The organism is Pseudomonas sp. LJDD11 (assembly GCF_024584215.1).
Lineage (GTDB): Bacteria > Pseudomonadota > Gammaproteobacteria > Pseudomonadales > Pseudomonadaceae > Aquipseudomonas.
The window spans coordinates 37,385-57,904 of sequence record NZ_JANJFL010000028.1 but is presented as its reverse complement, the minus strand read 5'-3'; the positions used below and the strand labels follow the sequence as shown (position 1 = coordinate 57,904).

27 protein-coding genes are annotated in these 20,520 nt (G+C 60.7%); 26 read left to right on the top strand and 1 reads right to left on the bottom strand.

Features of this window, described 5'->3' with window-relative positions:
* Positions 1-69 precede the first annotated feature (69 nt).
* The 8 genes from NRB16_RS24550 (at position 70) to NRB16_RS24515 (ending at position 7,206) form a co-directional block, all read left to right on the top strand.
* Positions 70-537: a DUF1737 domain-containing protein gene (locus tag NRB16_RS24550; protein WP_257107150.1), complete on the top strand. Its 468-nt coding sequence runs from the start codon at positions 70-72 to the stop codon at positions 535-537.
* A 78-nt stretch (positions 538-615) separates the two neighbouring features.
* Complete coding sequence (locus NRB16_RS24545) at positions 616-915, top strand: hypothetical protein (protein WP_253110941.1); 300 nt, start codon at positions 616-618, stop codon at positions 913-915.
* Positions 896-2,125, top strand: a complete 1,230-nt coding sequence (locus NRB16_RS24540; RefSeq protein ID WP_257107149.1) for a PBSX family phage terminase large subunit — start codon at positions 896-898, stop codon at positions 2,123-2,125. Before NRB16_RS24545 ends, NRB16_RS24540 begins: the two co-directional genes overlap by 20 nt.
* Before the next feature lie 9 nt (positions 2,126-2,134).
* Positions 2,135-3,637, top strand: a complete 1,503-nt coding sequence (locus tag NRB16_RS24535) for a DUF1073 domain-containing protein (protein ID WP_253110945.1) — start codon at positions 2,135-2,137, stop codon at positions 3,635-3,637.
* Positions 3,528-4,370: a phage minor head protein gene (locus tag NRB16_RS24530; protein WP_257107148.1), complete on the top strand. Its 843-nt coding sequence runs from the start codon at positions 3,528-3,530 to the stop codon at positions 4,368-4,370. Before NRB16_RS24535 ends, NRB16_RS24530 begins: the two co-directional genes overlap by 110 nt.
* A gap of 43 nt (positions 4,371-4,413) precedes the next feature.
* Positions 4,414-5,598, top strand: a complete 1,185-nt coding sequence (locus tag NRB16_RS24525) for a DUF2213 domain-containing protein (RefSeq protein ID WP_257107147.1) — start codon at positions 4,414-4,416, stop codon at positions 5,596-5,598.
* Positions 5,599-5,602: 4 nt separating this feature from the next.
* A complete protein-coding gene (locus NRB16_RS24520; protein ID WP_257107146.1) occupies positions 5,603-6,109 on the top strand; it encodes a hypothetical protein in 507 nt (168 codons plus the stop codon).
* An 11-nt stretch (positions 6,110-6,120) separates the two neighbouring features.
* Entirely contained in the window at positions 6,121-7,206 is a 1,086-nt protein-coding gene (locus tag NRB16_RS24515; protein ID WP_257107145.1) for a DUF2184 domain-containing protein, read from the top strand.
* Between the two features lie 12 nt (positions 7,207-7,218).
* On the opposite strand, the gene NRB16_RS24510 is transcribed toward NRB16_RS24515, so the two are convergent.
* Positions 7,219-8,091, bottom strand: coding sequence for a BRO family protein (locus NRB16_RS24510; protein ID WP_257107144.1), 873 nt, complete (start codon positions 8,089-8,091; stop codon positions 7,219-7,221).
* Between the two features lie 228 nt (positions 8,092-8,319).
* Here NRB16_RS24510 and NRB16_RS24505 point away from each other — a divergent pair, with 228 nt between their 5' ends.
* The 18 genes from NRB16_RS24505 to NRB16_RS24420 all read left to right on the top strand — a co-directional run bounded on the left by NRB16_RS24505 (position 8,320) and on the right by NRB16_RS24420 (position 20,519).
* Positions 8,320-8,751 (top strand): helix-turn-helix domain-containing protein, encoded by a 432-nt coding sequence (locus NRB16_RS24505; protein WP_257107143.1) that lies wholly within the window; start codon positions 8,320-8,322, stop codon positions 8,749-8,751.
* A gap of 264 nt (positions 8,752-9,015) precedes the next feature.
* Positions 9,016-9,393 (top strand): hypothetical protein, encoded by a 378-nt coding sequence (locus NRB16_RS24500; RefSeq protein ID WP_257107142.1) that lies wholly within the window; start codon positions 9,016-9,018, stop codon positions 9,391-9,393.
* Positions 9,393-9,815: a DUF4054 domain-containing protein gene (locus tag NRB16_RS24495; protein WP_257107141.1), complete on the top strand. Its 423-nt coding sequence runs from the start codon at positions 9,393-9,395 to the stop codon at positions 9,813-9,815. The genes NRB16_RS24500 and NRB16_RS24495 overlap by 1 nt, the downstream gene beginning before the upstream one ends.
* Positions 9,803-10,360, top strand: a complete 558-nt coding sequence (locus tag NRB16_RS24490) for a hypothetical protein (RefSeq protein ID WP_257107140.1) — start codon at positions 9,803-9,805, stop codon at positions 10,358-10,360. The genes NRB16_RS24495 and NRB16_RS24490 overlap by 13 nt, the downstream gene beginning before the upstream one ends.
* The gene (locus NRB16_RS24485) at positions 10,357-10,728 is read left to right on the top strand and encodes a hypothetical protein (RefSeq protein ID WP_257107139.1); all 372 of its coding nucleotides are present in this window, start codon (positions 10,357-10,359) and stop codon (positions 10,726-10,728) included. The genes NRB16_RS24490 and NRB16_RS24485 overlap by 4 nt, the downstream gene beginning before the upstream one ends.
* Complete coding sequence (locus NRB16_RS24480; protein WP_257107138.1) at positions 10,725-11,261, top strand: hypothetical protein; 537 nt, start codon at positions 10,725-10,727, stop codon at positions 11,259-11,261. The genes NRB16_RS24485 and NRB16_RS24480 overlap by 4 nt, the downstream gene beginning before the upstream one ends.
* A gap of 7 nt (positions 11,262-11,268) precedes the next feature.
* Positions 11,269-12,768, top strand: a complete 1,500-nt coding sequence (locus NRB16_RS24475; RefSeq protein WP_257107137.1) for a DUF3383 domain-containing protein — start codon at positions 11,269-11,271, stop codon at positions 12,766-12,768.
* 110 nt (positions 12,769-12,878) lie between these two features.
* Complete coding sequence (locus NRB16_RS24470) at positions 12,879-13,367, top strand: DUF4236 domain-containing protein (protein ID WP_257107135.1); 489 nt, start codon at positions 12,879-12,881, stop codon at positions 13,365-13,367.
* 70 nt (positions 13,368-13,437) lie between these two features.
* Positions 13,438-13,896: a hypothetical protein gene (locus NRB16_RS24465; protein ID WP_253110982.1), complete on the top strand. Its 459-nt coding sequence runs from the start codon at positions 13,438-13,440 to the stop codon at positions 13,894-13,896.
* Between the two features lie 9 nt (positions 13,897-13,905).
* Positions 13,906-14,361 carry a hypothetical protein gene (locus NRB16_RS24460; protein WP_257107134.1) on the top strand — a complete coding sequence of 152 codons (456 nt, stop codon included), beginning with the start codon at positions 13,906-13,908 and terminating at the stop codon, positions 14,359-14,361.
* Positions 14,362-14,456: 95 nt separating this feature from the next.
* Positions 14,457-15,983, top strand: coding sequence for a phage tail tape measure protein (locus NRB16_RS24455; protein ID WP_257107133.1), 1,527 nt, complete (start codon positions 14,457-14,459; stop codon positions 15,981-15,983).
* A complete protein-coding gene (locus tag NRB16_RS24450) occupies positions 15,983-16,528 on the top strand; it encodes a phage baseplate protein (protein WP_253110988.1) in 546 nt (181 codons plus the stop codon). The genes NRB16_RS24455 and NRB16_RS24450 overlap by 1 nt, the downstream gene beginning before the upstream one ends.
* Positions 16,528-16,830 carry a hypothetical protein gene (locus NRB16_RS24445; RefSeq protein ID WP_253111000.1) on the top strand — a complete coding sequence of 101 codons (303 nt, stop codon included), beginning with the start codon at positions 16,528-16,530 and terminating at the stop codon, positions 16,828-16,830. The genes NRB16_RS24450 and NRB16_RS24445 overlap by 1 nt, the downstream gene beginning before the upstream one ends.
* Positions 16,823-17,638, top strand: a complete 816-nt coding sequence (locus NRB16_RS24440; protein WP_257107132.1) for a hypothetical protein — start codon at positions 16,823-16,825, stop codon at positions 17,636-17,638. Before NRB16_RS24445 ends, NRB16_RS24440 begins: the two co-directional genes overlap by 8 nt.
* Positions 17,635-18,336 (top strand): Gp138 family membrane-puncturing spike protein, encoded by a 702-nt coding sequence (locus NRB16_RS24435; protein WP_253111006.1) that lies wholly within the window; start codon positions 17,635-17,637, stop codon positions 18,334-18,336. Before NRB16_RS24440 ends, NRB16_RS24435 begins: the two co-directional genes overlap by 4 nt.
* Entirely contained in the window at positions 18,333-18,677 is a 345-nt protein-coding gene (locus NRB16_RS24430; protein ID WP_257107131.1) for a hypothetical protein, read from the top strand. The genes NRB16_RS24435 and NRB16_RS24430 overlap by 4 nt, the downstream gene beginning before the upstream one ends.
* A complete protein-coding gene (locus NRB16_RS24425; RefSeq protein WP_257107130.1) occupies positions 18,670-19,860 on the top strand; it encodes a baseplate J/gp47 family protein in 1,191 nt (396 codons plus the stop codon). The genes NRB16_RS24430 and NRB16_RS24425 overlap by 8 nt, the downstream gene beginning before the upstream one ends.
* On the top strand, positions 19,857-20,519 hold the full coding sequence (locus NRB16_RS24420; RefSeq protein WP_257107129.1) for a DUF2612 domain-containing protein: 663 nt from the start codon (positions 19,857-19,859) through the stop codon (positions 20,517-20,519). The genes NRB16_RS24425 and NRB16_RS24420 overlap by 4 nt, the downstream gene beginning before the upstream one ends.
* The last annotated feature ends 1 nt before the right edge of the window (position 20,520 follow it).

Sequence of the window (20,520 nt, the reverse complement as noted above, 5' to 3'; positions counted from 1 at the left end):
GTCATTTTCTATCGGCGAACTTTTTGCTGTCTTGAACGGTTTTTATGCAGTTAATCATGAGAGGACTCAGTGGCTTACACTCACTATGAAACGGTTTTGGCGGATAGTTCCGACAGCCTCAATGCGCTGATGGCTAGCCGAGTAAGGGAAGGCTGGCAACCTTACGGCAATCCAATTTGCATCCAACTGGACCAGACTCACAAGCGCTTCCAGTTGGTACAGGCCATTGTCAAAGGCACGCCTGACGGTGGAGGCGGCAGTGGACCTATATCGTCCGCCGATATCTCTGACGCATCCGCGACAGGTAAGGAAGTGCTCACCAGTGCCGACCAGCCTGCTGCACGCGCCGCCATCGGTGCAGGCACGTCCAATTTCTCCGGGAGCTACTCCGACCTGAGTAATAAGCCAACCATCCCGGCAGCGCCTGGTACTGGTGACGCGGGTAAGCTCCAGGCCGGTACCGACACCACCCAGACCCTCTGGACAGCGAAAATGATTCACGACGAGATCAAGCGTCAGATCGACGCGATCCCTTGAGGTCTGTCCAGCCGATAGCCCCGCTCCGTGCGGGGTTTTCTATTTTCGGCTTTTGAAAAAATATCAAAGGATTTCAAAATGACTGCTGGCGGAAAGCGTCCAGGCGCTGGCCGTCCGAAGGGTGGGCGCAACAAGGTTACGGCGGATATCAAGGTGATCGCCCAGAGCTACGGCGAGGAAGCCATCACCGCTTTGGTGGAGATTCTCCGTGATGGTGAGGCACCGCCAGCAGCGCGGGTCGCGGCTTCGAAAGAGATTCTCGACCGGGGTTATGGCAAGGCGCATCAGTCGGTGGATCACAGCAGCACAGACGGGACGATGACGCCGCTGCCAACGCGCATTGAACTGGTGGTGCCGAATGTCGACGGCACGCATTGAGTTACCGCCCAAGCTGCTGCCGGTGTTCGCCGCACCACGGGGCGCGATGCGTTACCGGGCGGCGTACGGTGGGCGAGGGTCGGGCAAGTCGTTCAACTTTGCCAAGATGGCCGCCATCTGGGGTGTGATCGAACCTCTGCGCATCCTCTGTACCCGTGAGCTGCAGGATTCGATCAAGGAGTCGTTCCACGCCGAGCTGAAGAACGCCATCGCCTCTGAACCGTGGCTGGCGGCGGCGTATGACGTTGGCGTCGATTACCTGCGCGGCTTCAACGGTACCGAGTTCCTGTTCAAGGGGCTACGCCACAACATAGGCTCGATCAAGTCCCTGGCGCAGATCGATCTGTGCATCGTCGAGGAAGCCGAGGACATTCCCGAGGCGTCCTGGCAGGCGCTGGAACCGACCATTCGTGCGCCGAAGTCGGAGATCTGGGTCATCTGGAACCCCCGGCTGGAAAACAGCCCGGTGGACCAGCGCTTCAGGCAGAACACACCACCGCGCACTGCCATCGTCGAGATGAACTACACGGATAACCCGTGGTTCACCCCGGTGCTTGAAGAGCAGCGCCACCACCAGCAACGCACCCTCGACCCCGAGACCTACAGCCATATCTGGGAAGGCGCCTACCTCAAGCAGAGCAAGGCCACCATCTTCCTCGGCAAATGGCGCATGGACACCTTCACGCCCGGTGCCGATTGGGATGGCCCGTATCACGGCCTGGACTTTGGCTTTGCCAACGATCCCACCGCCGGGGTGCGCTGCTGGATCTACAACCGGCGCCTGCACATCGAGTATGAGGCGGGCAAGGTCGGGTTGGAGCTGGACGACACTGCCGACTACCTGGTGCAGGGGATTCCGGGCATCGAGCGCTATGCGCTGCGCGCCGACAACGCCCGGCCTGAATCCATCAGCTACCTCAAACGCCGCGACCCCCACGGCCAGCGCGCCCACCTGCCGCTGATCGTGGCCTGTGACAAGGGCAAGGGCAGCGTGGAAGACGGTATAGCGCACATGAAGAGCTACGACGAGATCGTGGTGCATACGCGCTGCACCGAGGTCCAGAGCGAAATGAAGAAGTACACCCACAAGGTCGACCGGCTATCCGGCGACGTTCTGCCTGACATCGTTGATGCCCACAACCACTACATCGATGCCATCCGTTATGCGCTGGAGCCGGTCATGAAGGCCCGACGCAGCATTTTCAGTTAGGGGAGCCGCATGTGGCCTTTCACTCGCAAAGCCCGCCCACCTGAGCCCCGGCCGCCCGCAACAGTGTTTTCCACTGACCTGGGGCCGCTGGTGCAACGGCCATCATCGCAGCAGGTCATGGCCCAGGCCTTTACCTTGCCGACCGCCAGCGGTGTGGCCATGGACAGTGCTTCGGCGCTGAAGCTGGGCATGTCGGCGACCAGCGTGCCTGATGCACAGTTGGCCTGGTATGCGGCGCAGGGGTTTATCGGCTTTGGTGCCTGTGCCCTGATCGCCCAGCACTGGCTGGTGGACAAGGCCTGTGCCATGACCGGCCGGGACGCCATTCGCCATGGCTACGAGATCAACGGCAGCAATGCCGAAGCCATCGCCTTGTTGAAGAAGATCGACAAGCGCCGAGGTATCAACGCCTCGATGCGCGAGTTCATTCGGATGGGCCGGGTGTTCGGCGTGCGCCATGCGCTGTTCAAGGTGCGCAGCACCGACCCCGAGTATTACGAGAAACCGTTCAACCTCGACGGGGTGACGGCGGGCAGTTATCAGGGCATCAGCCAAATTGATCCGTATTGGATCACGCCCGAGCTGGATGCCGCTGCGCTGGCTGATCCGGCCAATCTGATGTTCTACGAGCCGACCTACTACCGGATCGGCAACCAGCGTTACCACCGTTCGCACCTGGCCATTTACGTGCCGCATCCGGTGGTCGACATGCTCAAACCGGCCTATCTCTACGGTGGTATCAGCGTGCCGCAGCGGATTTACGAGCGGGTGTATGCCGCTGAACGCACGGCCAACGAAGCGCCGCAACTGGCCATGACCAAGCGCCTGACCACCTTCAAGGTTCCGGATGCGGCATTGAGTAACCCGGATAAGATCGCCCAGGTGCTGCAAGGCGTGATCGAGAACCGTGACAACTATGGCATCTGGACCATCGGCCCGGATGACACGGTGACCCAGAGCGACACCAGCCTGGCTGATCTGGATGCGGTGATCATGAGCCAGTACCAGTTGGTGGCGGCGATTGCCAACGTGCCGGCTACCAAGCTGCTGGGCACCACGCCCAAGGGGTTCAACGCCACGGGTGAATATGAGGAAGCCAGCTATCGCGAGGAACTGGAAAGTATCCAGGCCAACGACCTGACCTCAATGCTGGAGCGTCACCACGCGTTGGTGATGCGTTCCGATATTGCGCCACGGCTGGGTATTGAGCCGGCGCCGACCAGTGTCGACTGGCGGCCGCTGGACAGTCCCAAAGCCGAGGTGTGGGCGACGATCAACAAGACCAAGGCCGAGACCGACAAGATCCTGTTCGATGCCGGTGCCGTGGACGGCCTGGATATCCGCCGCCGGGTCGCGGCCGACAAGGATTCCGATTACTACGGCCTGAGCGAGGAACTGATCGATGCTGGCGAAACTGACCCGCAAGCGTCAGCGCTGGGTGGCGCAGCGGCAGAGGGCGACGGTCAAGGGCAGCAAGCTGGCCTATCCGGCAGCCCCGGCAGCCCGTTATGACGCGGCGCTACAGCGGCTGATCGGCCAGATGCTCAAGGCTTACCGGGCCGAGCTAAAATCCGCCTTGGCGGCTGGCCCGGTCACGCAGGATGCTTCGCCTGCCACCTTGGCCAAGCGGGCGCTGACAGGGCTCAAGTCACGGTTCCAGCGGCTGTTCAGCAGCAATGCGCGCACCCTGACCGACAACCTGTTTGGCCAGATTGATAAAGCCAGCACCAGCAGCCTGAACACCTCACTGCGTGACCTGTCTGGCGGCATCACCCTTACCACTCCGAAGATGCCCGGCGCGCTGTATGACCAGATGCAAGCGGCCACCGCCAGCAACGTGGCGCTGATCAAGTCCATTCCGGCAGAGTTTCACGCCCGGATCGAGAGCGCGGTGTTGCGTTCGATCCAGCCCGGTGGCAACGGCCTGCAGGACGTCATGGAAACCTTGAGCCAACAGGAAGGCATCACCCAGCGCCGCGCCCGGTTCATTGCCGAGGATCAGACCCGCAAGGTCACCACGGCAATGAACTCGGCACGCATGCAGTCCACCGGCATCCGCGAGTTCGAATGGATTCACTCCGGTGGTGGCGCCGAACCGCGCAAGCTGCATGTCGAGCTGCATGGCCAAGTGTTCAGCTTTGACGACCTGCCGGTGATTGACGAACGCACCGGCGAGCGAGGCTTGCCAGGGCAGTTACCCAATTGCCGCTGCACCCTGCGGCCGGTGATCAACTTCGGCGAATGATTCAACCAGCCCACTTCGGTGGGCTTTTTCTTGAGCGCATGCCATGCCTGCACCCTCATCCAAACGCACCACCGACCTCAACGGCTGGCTGGAGGTCCGCGATAATCCGCTGAGCAAGGTCGGAGTGTTCCCGTATCTGGGCAGCGAGATCGGCGCACCTGAGCCAGAGCGTATCTATCAGGTTTACCGGCCTGCTGAAGAGTTGTCCGACCCGGCGTGTATTGCGTCGTTTCGCCTGTTGCCCTTCATCGATGAACACGACTTTCTCGGCGCCGAGCAAGACGGCGGCCTGCCGGCTGAGCGCAAGGGTGTGCAGGGCATGATCGGCGAGCAGGTTTACTTCGAAGCCCCGTACTTGCTGGGCAATATCAAGATCGTTTCCGAAGCCGCCAAGGGGCTGATCGAGGCCGGCAAGATCGAGTTGTCGCCCGGTTACCGCTGCCGCTACGACTTCACCCCCGGCGTGTTTGAGGGCCAGCCCTACGACGCCATTCAGCGCCACATCCGTGGCAACCACCTGGCACTGGTCAGTGAAGGGCGCACCGGCCCGGACGTCGCCGTGCAAGACCACCTCACCATCACCATTGATTCAGCGGAGCTATTACCCATGGCTGTAGCAACTGACAACCCGGATAACGGGGGCACCCTGGCGCAAATCAAGGCGCTGCTCGAACAACTCAAGCCTTTGCTGGCCAGCCAGGCTGAAGCCAATGCCTTGCTGGCTGAAGTCGGCCTGGCACCGACAGGCCCTGTAGCTGATGACGAACCTGTACTCGACGATGAGCCGGCCGCCGACGACGAGCCGGTGGCAGATGACGAACCAGTACTGGACGACGACCTGGCTCAGGACGATGAGCCGACTACGGATGACGACCCTGAGCTGAAAGCCGCCGACAAGGCGGTGCTCAAGGCGCTGGACGGCATCAGCAAGCGTTTGGGGCGTCTAGAGAAGAGCGCCCGAGGCATGGATGCCGCGCTGCTCACCAGCATTGCCGAACGCGATGCTCTGGCCAGCAAGCTGTCCGGGTTTGTCGGCACCTTCGATCACAGCCGCATGACCACCCAGGCGGTGGCGGCCTACGGGGTGAAGAAGCTCGGCATCCCGGCGCGCAAGGGCACCGAGCGCATTGCGCTGGATGCCTGGCTGCATGGCCGCGTACCGGCACACAAACACTCGACCATCACCCATGACAATGCCGGCGTGAACCTGCTCGCTGGCTGGGAGTAAGCACATGGCATTTCCATCTTCGGTGAAGGCCGATCTGATTTCCGGCGTGGTGGGCGAGATTTCCCACGACGGCCCGTTTCGCGCTCGCGCCGGGCAACTGGACAGCGCTGATCCGGCGCACAACGTCATCGGGCGTGCCTTCACCTACGCCGACACCGGGCGGCAGACCCTGCAAGCCGGTGGCGACGGCGCGTTTGGCGGCATCCTCATCCTGCCGAAAACCCATGTGCTGTGCGGCGTACCGGGCGACACCCTGGCCGACAGCATGACGCTGCCCAACGGCGCCCAGGCCGAGTTCGCGGAAATGGGCTTTGTCACCGTGGCCTTGAGCAGCCCAGGCGCAACCATCGGTGTGGCCGTTGTGTACGACCTGGCCACTGGCGAGCTGGACTGGACGGCAGACCCGACCGATCCCGGTGCCGGTCGGGCGCGAGTGCCCAACTGCATGGTCGACCGCTGCAACGCTTCGAACGACACGCCGTCGCTGGCGTTCGTCAAACTCACCAATTAAGGAGGCGCCCCGTGCGAACCCCTGAAAGCAATTACATCAGCGGGCGAGAGCTGGCGCGGCGCGGCCCGTTGGTGATCAAACCCGAACACGCCCGGCACTATGCTCAATTGAGTCAGATCGGCATTGGTCTGGATGGGCTGGCCATGGATTCGGCGCTGATCGGCCCGGCGATTGGTGGTGCCGGTACGCCCGCGCAGTTCCTGCAAGTCTGGCTGCCGGGTCTGGTCAAGCAGATAACCCAGGTGCGCATGATCGACGAGCTGTGTGGTGTGCTGACTGCCGGAGCCTGGGAAGACGAAGAGGTCATCCAGGGCACCATGGAGGCGACCGGCAAGGCTGCGTTGTATGGCGATACCACCAACATTCCGCTGGCCAACTACAAAAGCGGCTATGTGCGGCGTACCGTGGTGCGCTTCGAACAGGGCTTTGTGGTTACCACTCTGGAAGCGTTGCGCGCAGCCAAGGCCAATATCAACGCCGAAGCCGAGAAGCGCAGTGCGGCCACTGAGTCGCTGGACATCTCGCGCAACCGGGTGGGCTTCTACGGCTACAACGCGCCGGAGACCCGCACTTACGGTTACCTGAATGACCCGGTGCTGCCGGCCTATATCAGCCTGCCCACCAACGGCGGCTCACCAGCCTCTGCCGCATGGGCGGACAAGAACTACCTGCAACTGACCGCCGACATTCGCCGCATGGTGGCTGACCTGGTGGTGTCGGGCGGTGGCCACATCAACAACAAGACTCTCATGACCTTGTCCATCCCGCTGGGCCATGGTGAATACCTGGGCGTGACCTCGGACTTCGGCAACTCGGTGCAGGAGTGGATCACCAAGACCTACCCCGGCATGCGCATCGTCGAAGTGCCCGAACTGGCTGGTGCGAACGGCGGTGCCAACGGCGCTTACCTGATGGCCGACGCCGTGCAGGACAGCAGCACCGATGACGGTCGGGTGGTGGCGCAGGTCGTACCGTCGCGCTTCCAGGTGATCGGTGTCGAGAAGCGCGCCAAGGGCCAGGTGGAAGACTTCAGCAACGCCACGGCCGGGGTGACCTTCAAGCGGCCGTGGGCGGTGCGGCGTTATACCGGGCTGTGAGTGGTCTTGCTGTCACATGCCGGGAAGGGCGCCTGACTGAAAACCAGAGCGCGCTTTGAGGTGACCGAGGGCAGCCATGGCAACCTCGATCAGCTCTTCCGTACTCACCATCATGTCGCCCGGCGTGAGCATGCCCTTGATGAACTGCTGATGAGTCATGACGAAAGCGTCAAGCGGCACCGGTTTGATCTGCCGTTCACCTGCATCGTTGAAACTCACCAGATAGCGGCGAGTGGGGCCGGCCTCGATTTCAAGGCGGTCCGGTTTGGGCAACCATTCACCTTCCAGCGCATAGGCAGCAATGAAGTTGCGCGCTGCGTCGAGCTGGTCGGCAGGAATGTCAGCTGCCGAGCGCACGCCAAAGGCGGCATGGGTCTGTGACCAGATCTTGGCTTTGGCCCGACGCTGTACCGATACCTGTAGCGACGACACCTTGCCTTTGATCAATGCACCGAGCATATGGAAACCATCAGTGCCGATGGTCTGGCCGAGCAGAGTGGCCATGCGGTTGTCAGTGTCTTCGTATCGGCCGTGTTTGCGAATCGATGGTAGAACCTCGTCGCATACCCAGACTTCAAAGCGTTGAGCTTCTTCCTTTCGGCTTTTGATGATGAGACGGTAGAGATTGCCTTCATCAATGAGCGTCATGATTTGGCTACGGCGGGCACGGGATGTAACGCCACGATTTGCGACGTCAGATGTGATGTCACCAGTGGTGACACCACATACACGACAGTTATCTACAATGGCCTTGCGACTGTTCGAGTAGCCGAGAATGGAGCAGACGTCGGCAGCGACGAACCAAGGCTTATTGTTGATTAATACTGTGCGTGTGGCCTTTTCCTCAAATTTGAACGGAATGACGTTCGTGATACGCTTGTCCATGACGATTTCTTCCTCCAAGTGGATTTCGTTCCCTGAAGCCCTGGCCCGCAATGCCAGGGCTTCTTCATTAGTGCGGCGCGGCTTTTCAGTCGCGTGCATTCTTTGCGTATAACACTTCTCGGACTTTATAGACGCTTGTTGCGTTTGTAAACATTTGTTGGTGCGCTTTTTGCGCGTGTGCGTCTGAACGTGTACATTTGGTGCGTTTATCGCACCTTTGGAGCATTCATGAGCACTGTTTTTGGCAAGCGCTTAGCTATGGCGAGAGCCAAGAAAAACCTGACACAGCGCGAACTTGGTGAGCTTGTAGGGATCACGTGGTCACAGGTTTCTCGATACGAGGCTGGTAAAAGCAAGCCTCGACTCGCTGCTTTGCTAAATCTCGCCAAAGCCTTAAATGTCGAGGTTGACTATCTCGCAGGTGACAGCGAGGACGAGGACGGTCGTGAGATCACCCTCATGCTTACTGCCGAGGAAACCAAGCGACTCGAAGAGTTTGCCGAATCTGAGGGGCTCAGCTTTAACGACGCAGTTCAAAAAGCAATTGGCGAAGGTTTGAAAATGAAGCTCAACCAACGACCTGACATGCTGGCCCAACTAGAGGCGGAGATGCCTGGAGCCTATGAAAAACTGCTCAAGCTATTGGCCAAGGAATCTTAGGCCCATCTGACCGATCGCTGCTGGGCCATGATACTGAGGCAGACCAATCTGATGGCAACTGCCGATGTATCCTTTCAACGAGTGCCGGCCGCCGGCATCGAGACGGTTGCACAACGTAGTTTGGGCTATCCCTAAACCGTCTTTGATCTCGCTTCATCCTGTTACAAGCCTCTCCAGGACAGGTCGCACGACCTCGCTGTACCTCCTCCGGTTTCAAACACCTCCTTAACGACTTCTGTCATTTTTCCATTTGGGACAATGCATATGCCTATCTACGTCTATTCCACTCTGAGCAACGACCAAAGCTACACCACCTATACCGAACTGGCCGGCGGCGTGCCGCAGAAGGATCAGGCGATTTTCATCGCTGGCAAGGCCAACGTCGCCAATAACCATTTCATCACGCCGCTGGGCATGATCACTGAGGTTACCGCCGAGCAGTTGGCCGAGCTGCGCCGTAATCCGGTGTTCCGCATGCATGAGCAGAACGGCCATATCTCTGTGTCCCAAGCCAAGGCCGATCCTGACCAAGTGGCAGCCTCGATGCAGGGCCGCGATGCTTCGGCCCCGTTGGTTGATCAAGATTTTGCTGAAGGCGAAGCGCCGACCACTGGCAAGGTCGAACGCAAGCAGGCCCGCTGATGTTCAGCCTTGAGGGGTTTCGTCTTCGCTTCCCGCAGTTCGCTCATCTCGGTGACCAGCAGGTGTTGGCAGCGGCTGATGATGGCCGGGGCTTTCTGGCTGACCACGGCTGCGCCTGTTCCGAGCAGCAGTTGCGCCTGATGGTGGCTCATTTGCTGGAGTTGCAGCAGAAGGCACAAGCGGGCGGGGTGGTGGGCCAGGTCACCGGGGCTGGCGTGGATAAAGTCTCGGTCAGTCTTGCGCCGCCACCCAGCCGTGATATGTGGGGCTACTGGTTGAGCCTGACCGGCCATGGTCAGCAGTTGCAGGCGCTGCTCAAGGCCTGTATTGCGGGTGGCTTATACGTCGGTGGCCGTTCAGAGCGGGCGGCGTTTCGTGCGGTCGGCGGTGTGTTTCCTGGAGGTGGCCGATGGCGACGGTAACCCCGAATACGGCTGGCAGCGAGGCACTGCGCCGGGCCTTGGCCGAGATTGCCAGCAAGCAGGCCCGCGTCGGCTTCTTCGAGCACAGTAAATACCCGGACGGCACTTCGGTGGCTCATGTGGCGACCATCCAGGAGTTCCACCCGCAGCACGCCCGGCCGTTCATGCGCCCGACCATTGAAGAGCAGCGCAGCACCTGGCAAGACACCCTCAAGAAAGGCATGCAGGCGGTGATCAATGGGCGGATCGACGCCACCGCGATGCTGCAGCAGTTCGGCATGTTGGCAGCGGGGGATGTTCGCCTGACCATCAGCCGCATCACCTCGCCAGAGCTGTCGCCGATCACCTTGCTGTTGCGCAAGCGCAGGAACTCTCCGGACTTCACACCCGGTGGTCGTGCTGTGGGGCAGGCGGCGCGTGATGCCCGTTTCACCGGCCCCAGAGCGGCCGACGACCGCAACAATCTGTCAGGTGTGTCGACCAAACCGCTGGTCGACACCGGCCTGCTGATCCAGTCAGTCAACAGCGATGTGGTGGACCGATGATTGCCGACCTGAACATTCTTGGCCTGGCTTTGGGCGTGATCGGCACTCAAGAGCTGGTTTGGCATCAGGCCAATGGCCGTCGACAGAACGACCAAGGGCAATGGATCACCCTCTATGAGCCGCCAAAGCCAGTATCAGGCAGCTTGCAAGCGGTGGACCGCACTCGTTATCAGGCGCTGGGTCTGGACCTGGCCCGCCGCTACTGCCTGTTCTATGGAAAGGTGCCGCTCAAAGGGACTGAACGCGGTGAGTCACCGGACCTGCTGGACTTTGCTGGTCGCCGCCATGAAGTGGTCAACGACCTGGACTGGATAGCGCAAGCCGGTTGGCAGGGTGTGCTGGTGGTTGATACAGGGCCGGTGCCATGACTGAAAACCAGCTCAAGGCGCTGTTGCGCAAGACCCTGCTGGACGGCCTGCTGGCCCAAGGCATCAATGATGTGCCGGTGATCAACGGCTACCAACCCACGGGGCAGGGGCGTGAACCCAAAGGTTTGTACTTCTTCCCGCTGGCCGAACCTGGGTATGGCTGGCAATACCGCAAGGATCGCTATGACCCGGCCAGCGGCGAGCAGATCCACAGCGAAACCCAGCTCGTGCGTTCGACCTTCCAGATTGCCGGATTTGCCGAAGCCAACCTGCAGGACGCCTCGGTGCTGACCGCTCAGGACATCACCGGGCTGGCCGCCATGCTGCTGGTTTCGGCGTCGGCCATTACCGCGCTGCGACGAGGCGGGGCAGGGGTTGAGCGGGTCACGGCCATTCGCACCCTGTTCATCGAGAACGACCAAGGCCGCAACGAGGCCACGCCGTCGTTCGACATCACCCTGACGCACAAACGAACCCTGACACAGAGAGCGCCTTCGATAGAGGCGTTTGAGCACGCATTCACTCGGGTATGAGGTCACCATGACCATTTCCATTGATCGTTACATCCAGATCACCTCCGGCGTGGCCGGCGGTCAATCGGTCGCCCAGCGCGAGCTGGTGGGCCTGCGTTTTACCAGCGACCCGCGAGTGCCACTCGACGCGGTGATCAGCATGGGCAAAGGCGATGCCGATGCCTACTTTGGTGCAGACAGCCCAGAGGCGACCTTTGCCAATCAGTACTTTGGCTATATCAGCCCGGCGCCGGCCAGCCAGGCGCAAAAGATTCGCTTTGCCGCTTATGCCGATGTGGCCCGGCCACCACGGATCTACGGGGTGAAAACGGGCAACACGGTGACGGCTTTCAACCGCGTCAAAGACGGCTCTTTGCACCTCACGCTGGGCGGGACGGTTGCGACTCTGGGCGGGATTGATCTGTCAGCCGCCAAGACCTTTGCCGAGATTGCCTCGGCGGTACAGGGCGCTGTCCGTGCACACGCGGCCGGAGGAAAGCAGTGGGCTGACGCGACGGTGACCTATGATGCTGTTGCGGCCATCTTCACCTTGATCGGCGGTGTGGCTGAGCAGGCAGTGGTCGGTATCGATGCCAAGGACGAGTTGGCGCAGCTACTGGGCTGGGGCAAAGCCTTGACCATCAGGTCGCCAGGCAGTCTTGGACAGACCCCGCTGGAAGCCTTGCAGGCCGTGGAGGGCATTACCGACTCGTTCGGTTCACTGAGCTTTCCCGAGCTGAGCATTGATCAGGCGGTGCCTTTGGCGCAGTACGTCGCCGCCTTGAACGTGAAATACATGCTGCTGGTAGCGGTCGACGAGACCAATGCCGAGGCTTGGTATGCCGCGTTGCGCAGCTTCCCGTCCACGGGCTTGATCCTCAGCGGCATTGCCAGTCAGTACAAGGAAGCCATTCCGGCCGCGATCATGGCCGCGACCAATTACCAGCGCCGCAACGCGACGGTGAACTACATGTACCGGCAGGTACCCGGCATGACGCCGGAGGTCAGCAGCAACCAACTGGCCAACCTGCTGGACGGGCTACGGGTGAACTACTACGGCGAAACCGCCAACGCCGGGCAGAAAATCGCGTTCTTCCAACGCGGCTATCTGCTGGGTGACGCCACGGCGCCGCTGGACATGAACGTCCACGCCAATGAGCAGTGGTTCAAGGCATTTCTGACCGCCAGGCTGCTCAGCCTGCAACTGTCGGTCGGCAAGATCCCGGCCAACAACGACGGGCGCGGCATGGTGCTGGGGCAGGTGATCGAGGCGGTGAACCTGGCGCGCTTCAACGGTACCATCATCGTCGGCAAGGACCTGGACGCCACCCAGCAGGTGGCGATCACCCAACTGGCCGGCGACCCTGACGCCTGGCGCGACGTACAGATCAATGGCTTCTGGGCTGATGTGCGGATTGTCCCGCGCAGCGGCGAGAGCGGCGTGACCGAGTACGTGGCGCAATACGCGGTCGCCTATAGCAAGAACGATGTGGTGCGCAAAATTGAAGGGTCGCACAATTTGATCTAACCCTTGGATATTCCAATCTTCTGAAACGTCCTACTGAGTAATTAGAAGATTCTGACATACAAAGTTGCTTGCCCGTTTTAGCTTCCGTTTCTCGTTTAAGGAGGAACTTAATGGCATTGCGATTCAGAAAGTCGATCAAGATTATTCCCGGAGTAAAGCTCAATCTGGGAAAGAAGGGCGCCAGTTTGTCCGTTGGTGGTCGAGGATTAACAGCTAACATCAGTCGACGGGGAACTCGGGTCACAGCGGGAGTGCCCGGTACAGGGCTGTCCACTACCACGATGATGAACTCTCGAACGCAACCAGCGGAGAGCGAAATTCTCTTTGATGCCGCCTGGCATAGAAAACGTCTGGTGGAAGTTGTATCCACAGTTCGCTCGATCATCAGTTGGGCAGCAGGAGTATTTTTCTCTCTGACAGGTTTGGGTTTAAGCAGTAAGCACCTGTGGGGCGGAAGTCTGGTCATGTGGGGTGGGCTGCTGTTTTTACCTATTATCAAGCGGCTTATCAATCGTGTATCAGGACTGAACATTCACGGCTTCTTTTATTTTACTGCGGGACTTGTGCTGATATTCGTCGGTGCCGCACTGACGGCCTAGTCCTGTAAGTCCTTATTTAACTCAGTATTCAACCAGCCCGGCATTGCCGGGCTTTTTTTGAGGTCATGAAATGTACGACATTTCCGCGACGGGTCTGTCGCTCACCATCATTGCTCACAAGACCTTTCCCAATGGCTTCCCGGTCACCGAGTTTGCCGACGATGCCGACCCTTTCGACCTGCCCACCGTAGTGGCGGCAACCGCTGCCATGAACGTCAATGGCGACCTGGTGGTGTTCAGTTCGCCGCAGCCGATCTTGCCGACCCTCAACGTGATTCCTGGCAGCGAAGCGGATAACAACCTGCAGATCCTGTTCGAGGCTAATCGGGCGGCGAAGGGCAAGAAGGTGGCCGGTGATGTGGTCAAGATCGTTGCCAGCTACCCGGACGGCTCCACCCTGACGGTTTCCAACGGCAAGATCCTCAGCGGCAACCCTGGCAACTCGGTCGCCAGTGCCGGCCGCAAGAAATCCAAGGCTTATGCCTTTGCCTTCCAGGACCTCAGTTCCACCCGGCCGACAGCCGAATAAGGAGGCTCTATGGCTGATTTGATCAAACCCAAAGAGGTCGCCATCAAGGATATCGATGGCAACCTGCACACCTTTGTCATTTCCCGGCTGCCGGCGCTGGACAGCCGCGAGATCCTCGCCAAGTACCCGGTCAGCAACATCCCCAAGCTGGGCGAATACAACGCCAGCGTCGAGGCAATGCGCCTGCTGATGTCCTATGTCGCGGTGCCGATGGAAAGCGGCCTGTTGCGCCTGACCACCAAAGCGCTGATCGATAACCATGTGCCGGATGGCGAAGCCTTGCTGCGCCTGGAGTTCGCCATGCTGGAGCACAACACCAGTTTTTTCGGCAACGGCGGCCCCTCCGGTTTCTTGGAAGGGCTCGTCAAGAAGCACCTGCCATTGATTATCCAAACGCTGATGGATTCTTTGCCGCCATCGTCAGCGCGGGATTTGCGACCCGCACCGAACTCAAAACAACCATAGACCTGGAAGAGGCTTTCGAGCTGTGGGAGGTGGTGCAGGTCAACCGCTACAACGAATGGCTGGCCATCGAGCACAGCAAGAAGCAGGGGCGATAAATGTCATTACTCGACACCTTCACCATCCTGTTCCAGGCCGACACCGGCAGCGTCGAGGACGGTGCGCGGCGCTCGGAAAACGCGGTTGATGGCTTGCTGGACAGCCTGCGCGATACCGATGCGATGGCCGGGCGGGTCGGTGACACCCTCAAGGACTACGCCAAGGGCGCGCTGGGCGCAATTACGGCCGCGCTGGGGGCCAAGGCACTGGTCAGCGGCACCATTCAGAAGGCCGCCGATATCACCGCCCTGGAGCAGACCGCCGAGGCATTGGGTGAGGCCATTGAAGAGGTCGACGCCTTTGGCCGTGCCACTGCTGCGGCGGGTGGCGATGCCGAGACTGCGCGTGACGCCCTGACGGACATGGCCGAGAAGATCGGCGAGGCCCTGAGCGACACCGAGTCATCGGCCGCCAAGGCGTTCTCAGCGCTTGGAGTTGGCCTCAAGGATGCCGAGGGCAACTCCAAGGGCGCGGTAACCGGGATGCTGGATCTGGCCGCAGCCGTGGAGGGCATGGACAAAGCCCAGGCGGTGTTCAAGCTCAAAGAATTGGGTGTATCCGATAACATAACGTTGGAGATGCTGCTCAAGGGCCGTAAGGAACTGGAGCGCATGATGGCCGCGCAGAAGGAACAGGGCGTCGTCACCAAAGAGACCGCCGAGCAGGCGCGCAAGCTGACCGAAGGCATGAACCGGCTGCGCGGTGCGTTGGATACGGCCGGTACCGGATTCATGGTGACCTTGATTCCGGCCATCTCCAAAGGCGTGGAGTGGCTGACCACCCTTGTGGACTGGGCCGGCGAGCACAGCGATTTCATTGTCGGGTTTTTCGCGGCGATCGGCACGGCCGTGACGCTGTACTACACCCCGCCGATGCTCAAGGCGGCTGCCACAACGTTGGCGGCGACCTGGCCGATCATCGCCATCGGCGCGGCAGTGGTGGCGATGGCCGCGCTGTTCGCGCTGGCCTACGAAGACATCATGTACTTCATCGAAGGCAACGATTCGTTGATCGGGCAGATCTTCGACAAGTACCCGATGGTCAAGTCCGTGGTGTTCGGCACCATCGACGCGTTCAAAGCCATGGGTGTAGTGGTCAGTGCAATCTGGAACACCATGATCACCGGCTTCCAGCAGGTGATTGATTTCATCTTGGCCGGTGTTCGGCAGATCAGCCAAGGCATCCGCACGGTGGCCAGTTTCTTCGGTATCGGTTCGGATGCACCTGCGGCTGAGGGCGAGAACGGCGAAGGCACCGCGCTGACCGACGCGCAGTCGGCCACGGCGGGGATCGAGGCAGGGCGCCAGGCCATGACTGCCGCCAATGCCTCCCCATTGAACGCCACCACCAGCAACGCCATCAGCAACAGCGCGAGCAGTCGCCGGGAAACCAACGTGCAAGTGGGCGATATCACCATCAACACCCAGGCCACGGATGCCAAAGGCGTCGCGGCGGAGGTGGGCGGTGAACTCACCGGGCAAATCAAGCAACTGGAATCCGAACATTCATCGGGAGTAGACCGTTAATGGCACAGACTGATTTGTCCGTTCAAGAGTCGGCCCAGGATCTGGTCTCGATACTCGATGCGGCCAGTTACCAGCCGCTATTCGAAACCCTCAACCCCATGCGGGTGACCGTGCGAGAGGTGGCGAAGCTGACCCGGTTCGCGGTCGAAGACGGTTCGCCCCGGTCGGATCATCGCTATATCGAGCCGGTGGAAATCGACCTGCCACTGCTGTTGGTTGACGACGTGCGTAACGTCTTCGAAACCCTGCGCCAGGCTTGGCTGGACGGTAAAGCCCTGATTGTGCAGACCAAGGTGCGCAGCTATCCCGACATGATGATCGTGGAGCTGCCGCACGAGGAAACACCAGAGCAGGGCGCCTCGATTCCGGTAGCCGTCCGGTTGCAGGAGGTCAGCGTGGTGACCCCTGAGTTCGGCGCGCTGCCGCCGCGCAAGGTGGTTAATCCGGCCCAGGCCAGCACCACCAAGAAGGGCCACCAACAAACCTCGGAAACACCGGACGCTGCCAAGAAACGAGCCAGCCTCCTGCATGGAGTGTTCGACTGATGCGCACCATCCCCTTAAGCCGTGTACCCAATCAGGAGTTCACGGTCACGCTCCTGCAGAACCGCTGGACACTGCGCGTACGGGTTGGCATAGGCATGATGATGGCTGATATCTATCTCAACGACGCGCCGCTTTTGTTGGGCCAGCGTCTGGTTGCGGGTACGCCATTGATTCCCTATCGACACCTGCAAGATCACGGCAACTTCTGGCTGCTTACCGAGGCCGACCAGTCGCCTTGGTGGGAGCGTTTCGGGGTTGATCAACTGCTGGTGTATGCCGCGGCAGGTGAGCTTGATGCTTGACCTCAGACGCATCCGGATTGGCATCGAAATCGATGGCCGAATCAGGTATTACGAAGGCCTGCGGGTCAAGGTCAGCGGTACCAAGTACGCCAACCCGCTGATGAACGACTGCACGGTGACTATTACCGGCCTGAGCCAGACTACTCGTGACTACCTGCTGACCGAAGCCAGCCCGTTCAATGACAACCGTACGCCCAAGCGGCTGATCGTTGAGGTGGGGCGAGTCTCCACCGGTCTGTTCCGACTGTTTCTGGGCGACATCGAAAGCGCCGAACCTGGCTCGCCGCCCGATATTGATCTGACCCTCAAAGCCAAGACCCAGGCGGCGGCCGGCGGCCAGTTGCTGGCCCGCTCCGGCGCGCCGCTGACCCCGCTGTCAGCACTGGCGCAGGGGGTGGCCAACGATCTTGGCCTGGCGCTGGAGTTTCAGGCCCAGGATCGCAACATTGGCAACTACAGCCACACAGGCTCCGCCTTGCAGCAGGTGGAAAAGCTGCAAGAGGCCGGTGGCGTCTCGGCGTACATCGACGATGACAAGCTGGTGGTCAAGGACGCCGGTGCATCGCTGTCCGGACGCATGCGCGTGCTCAACAAGAACTCCGGCATGGTGGGCATTCCCAAACCCACGGAAAAGGGCGTCAAGGCCACGTTCCTGATTGACCCGGAGACCGCCATTGGCGGCGGCCTGCGCATTCAATCGCGCTTCAATGTCGCGCTCAACGGCGACTACGTGATCAATCAACTGGCGTTCGACGTGCAAAGCCACGCTGACCCGTTTTTCTATACCGCTCTGGCCACTCGACTATGACTTTGCAGAAATCCAACGCCGACCAGGCCAATGACGGCAATCTGGCCGGCGCGCTCAAGCATGCCTTGAATAACTGGCTGATGGGTGTCGACGACATGCTGCCCGCACGTGTGGTCAGCTATGACGACACCAGCAACCGCGCCGTGATACAGCCGGTCGTGATGATCGGCGGTACCGACGGCAGCAAGCTCTCCCGGGCGAGGATCGCCAACATTCCGGTATTCCGCTTCGGGGGTGGCGGGTTCTTTATCCGCTTCCCGCTCAAGGCCGGTGATCTGGGCTGGCTCAAGGCCAATGACCGGGATATCAGCCTGATCATGCAGTCCGGTGGCGGGGAAGAGTGGCCGCACACCAAGCGTCGGCACTCGTTCAGCGATGCGATGTTCTTCCCGGACACTTTCAAGCAGTGGGTGATCGACGGCGCGAATGCCGATGCGCTGGTGGTGCAGAGCCTGGATGGCGCGGTGTGCCTGGCGCTGCACGCTGACAAATTCGTGCTCAAGAGCCCGGCCGGTGAAATCGCCGTTGATGGCAGCCTGAGTATCAACGCGGGCGACCTTGCGATCAGCGCCGGCTCAGTGGCAATCACCAGCGGCAGCCTCACGCACAACGGCAAGAACGTAGGCGACACCCATACCCACCTCGGCCCGGTCAGCGCGCCGCCAGGCCCCGTCGTGCCCACTGGGGTGCCGCTATGAAAACCTTCCTCAGCGACTCGCTTAACGACTTGGTGCTGGGCCGTGACGGCCGCCTGGCCACCGCCCGCGAAATCGATGCTTTCGCTCAATCGGCACGCCAGTACATGCAGGCCCGCCTGGGCGAGATGATCCATAACGCCGATCAAGGCATTCCCTTTACGGCCGTGCTGTGGGGCGGCACCCCCAGCGTCGCGCAGTTTGAGGCCGCCGGCCGTGTGCGCCTGATGCAGGTGCCTGGCGCGCTGGCAGTGGTGTCGTTCACCGCCCGGTTGCAGGGCGACGTGATTGCCTACGACGCCATGGTCAAGACCCAGTGGGGTGAGGTAACCATCAATGGCTAGCTTCCAATTCATCACGTCCAACGGCGTGATTGTGCCGGACACGGCTGACATCCGCGAGGAAGTCATCTCGCAATGGAAAGCCGCTTTCGGTCAGGACCTGGATGTCAGCCCGGAGACGCCGCAAGGCGTGATGATTACCGCCGAGATCGAAGCCCGCGACAGCGTAGCCCGCAACAACGCCGACCTGGCCAACCAGATCAATCCGGACCTTGCGGGTGGCGTGTTCCTGGACGGCATCTGGTCGCTGATGGGCGGCGGCCGACGCCAGGCCACCCGCTCGCTGATCAGTGGGGTGGTACTCGGCGGGCAGGCCGGTACCGACATTTTGGCCGGTGCTCGGGCAGCGGTGGAGGGCACTGGCGCGCTGTTCGAACTGCTGACCAGTGTAACGCTGGGCACGGATGGCCGGGCCTTGGCGACCTTTCGCGCCATTGACTACGGGCCTATTACGGTCAGCGCCGGGCAACTGAATGCCATTGTCACCGGTGTGCTGGGATGGGAAACCATCAGCAACCCCGCCGATGCGGTAACGGGTCGGCTCGAAGAGTCGGATATCGCGGCCCGACGTCGGCGTCGGCAGACCCTGGGGTTGCAGTCGGTGGCCTTGCCCGAGGCGATCATCTCTCGGCTGTACGACACTGAAGGCGTGCGCTCGCTGGTGTTCCGCGAGAATTACACCGACCTGCCGCTGCACATCGACGGCGTGGTGCTCAAGCCGCATAGCATCTACGTGTGCGTGGACGGCGGTGACGATGCTGTGATTGCCGGAGCGCTGCTCGATACCAAAACCCTGGGCGCCGGCTGGAATGGCAGCGTGGCGGTGACGGTCATCGATCAGGCCAGCAGCCAACCTTACCAGGTGCAGTTTGACCGGCCGCAGGTGGTACCGGTGTTCATCCGGGTGACCGCCCGCTACAACAACCTCGACGGTCAGCAGATCATCCCCGAATCGATCATGGCCTACGTCAACGGCAGGCTGGAGGGCGATGCCGGGTTTGTGGTCGGTAACCCTGTGTCGCCATTCGAGCTGGCCAGCGCCGTCAATCAGGTTGAGCCGCGGATCTTTATCAAGCGCGTGGAAATATCCACTGATGGCCATGACTGGCAGAGCGACGTGTTGCCGATCAGCATTCAGCAGAAGGCCCAGACCTCAGTCGGTGCTATTCAGGTACTGCCGACATGAGCGACCGACGTATACAGGCCGTCGAATGCAGTCTCGACGCCATGCAGGCGCTGCTCTGGCAGCACGACAATGCCGAGCGGCTCAAGCGGCTGATCAGCCTCAAGCAGCAGTGGTACCAGCAGAACCACTGCGAGTTCTGGTCGGACTGGATTCGTGACGTGTTCGACCCGCGCACCGCCAACGACTTTGGTCTGGGCATCTGGGCCAGGATTCTGGACATCTCGCTGGGCGTGGACGTGCCCAGCAGCCGCGACAAAGAAGCCTTTGGCTTCGGCGAACAGCACCAGAACTTTGGTAACGGCAACTTTGCCCGAGGCCGGGCCGGGCAGGTGGCGCTCACCACCGAGCAAAAGCGCTTGGTGATCCGCCTGCGTTACTTCCAACTGACCAGCCGGGGCACGGTTCCGGAGATCAACACCTTCCTGCGCCAGTTGTTCGGCGAGCTGGGTAGCGTGTGGGTGGTCGATTCTCTAGACATGACCTACGTGACCTATTTCTTCTCGTTCCAGCCTGACAGCCAGCTCAGCTTCATCACTGAGTTTTATGACCTGTTTCCGCGCCCCTCAGCGGTAGGCGTGCGCTTTCGGGTTCAGCCGCGTGAAGCCTTCGGCTTCGGTACCCAGCACCTCAACTTTTCTCAAGGCAGCTTTGGAGCCTGAT

Coding starts and splice junctions, on each gene's coding strand:
- NRB16_RS24495 (WP_257107141.1), top strand. CDS start 9,393: ATGTTCAGCCTTGAGGGGTTTCGTCTTCGCTTCCCGCAGTTCGCTCAT.
- NRB16_RS24490 (WP_257107140.1), top strand. CDS start 9,803: ATGGCGACGGTAACCCCGAATACGGCTGGCAGCGAGGCACTGCGCCGG.
- NRB16_RS24500 (WP_257107142.1), top strand. CDS start 9,016: ATGCCTATCTACGTCTATTCCACTCTGAGCAACGACCAAAGCTACACC.
- NRB16_RS24450 (WP_253110988.1), top strand. CDS start 15,983: ATGGCACAGACTGATTTGTCCGTTCAAGAGTCGGCCCAGGATCTGGTC.
- NRB16_RS24540 (WP_257107149.1), top strand. CDS start 896: ATGTCGACGGCACGCATTGAGTTACCGCCCAAGCTGCTGCCGGTGTTC.
- NRB16_RS24455 (WP_257107133.1), top strand. CDS start 14,457: ATGTCATTACTCGACACCTTCACCATCCTGTTCCAGGCCGACACCGGC.
- NRB16_RS24460 (WP_257107134.1), top strand. CDS start 13,906: ATGGCTGATTTGATCAAACCCAAAGAGGTCGCCATCAAGGATATCGAT.
- NRB16_RS24505 (WP_257107143.1), top strand. CDS start 8,320: ATGAGCACTGTTTTTGGCAAGCGCTTAGCTATGGCGAGAGCCAAGAAA.
- NRB16_RS24430 (WP_257107131.1), top strand. CDS start 18,333: ATGAAAACCTTCCTCAGCGACTCGCTTAACGACTTGGTGCTGGGCCGT.
- NRB16_RS24475 (WP_257107137.1), top strand. CDS start 11,269: ATGACCATTTCCATTGATCGTTACATCCAGATCACCTCCGGCGTGGCC.
- NRB16_RS24525 (WP_257107147.1), top strand. CDS start 4,414: ATGCCTGCACCCTCATCCAAACGCACCACCGACCTCAACGGCTGGCTG.
- NRB16_RS24425 (WP_257107130.1), top strand. CDS start 18,670: ATGGCTAGCTTCCAATTCATCACGTCCAACGGCGTGATTGTGCCGGAC.
- NRB16_RS24510 (WP_257107144.1), bottom strand. CDS start 8,091: ATGGACAAGCGTATCACGAACGTCATTCCGTTCAAATTTGAGGAAAAG.
- NRB16_RS24545 (WP_253110941.1), top strand. CDS start 616: ATGACTGCTGGCGGAAAGCGTCCAGGCGCTGGCCGTCCGAAGGGTGGG.
- NRB16_RS24435 (WP_253111006.1), top strand. CDS start 17,635: ATGACTTTGCAGAAATCCAACGCCGACCAGGCCAATGACGGCAATCTG.
- NRB16_RS24440 (WP_257107132.1), top strand. CDS start 16,823: ATGCTTGACCTCAGACGCATCCGGATTGGCATCGAAATCGATGGCCGA.
- NRB16_RS24470 (WP_257107135.1), top strand. CDS start 12,879: ATGGCATTGCGATTCAGAAAGTCGATCAAGATTATTCCCGGAGTAAAG.
- NRB16_RS24530 (WP_257107148.1), top strand. CDS start 3,528: ATGCTGGCGAAACTGACCCGCAAGCGTCAGCGCTGGGTGGCGCAGCGG.
- NRB16_RS24480 (WP_257107138.1), top strand. CDS start 10,725: ATGACTGAAAACCAGCTCAAGGCGCTGTTGCGCAAGACCCTGCTGGAC.
- NRB16_RS24445 (WP_253111000.1), top strand. CDS start 16,528: ATGCGCACCATCCCCTTAAGCCGTGTACCCAATCAGGAGTTCACGGTC.
- NRB16_RS24535 (WP_253110945.1), top strand. CDS start 2,135: ATGTGGCCTTTCACTCGCAAAGCCCGCCCACCTGAGCCCCGGCCGCCC.
- NRB16_RS24485 (WP_257107139.1), top strand. CDS start 10,357: ATGATTGCCGACCTGAACATTCTTGGCCTGGCTTTGGGCGTGATCGGC.
- NRB16_RS24520 (WP_257107146.1), top strand. CDS start 5,603: ATGGCATTTCCATCTTCGGTGAAGGCCGATCTGATTTCCGGCGTGGTG.
- NRB16_RS24420 (WP_257107129.1), top strand. CDS start 19,857: ATGAGCGACCGACGTATACAGGCCGTCGAATGCAGTCTCGACGCCATG.
- NRB16_RS24465 (WP_253110982.1), top strand. CDS start 13,438: ATGTACGACATTTCCGCGACGGGTCTGTCGCTCACCATCATTGCTCAC.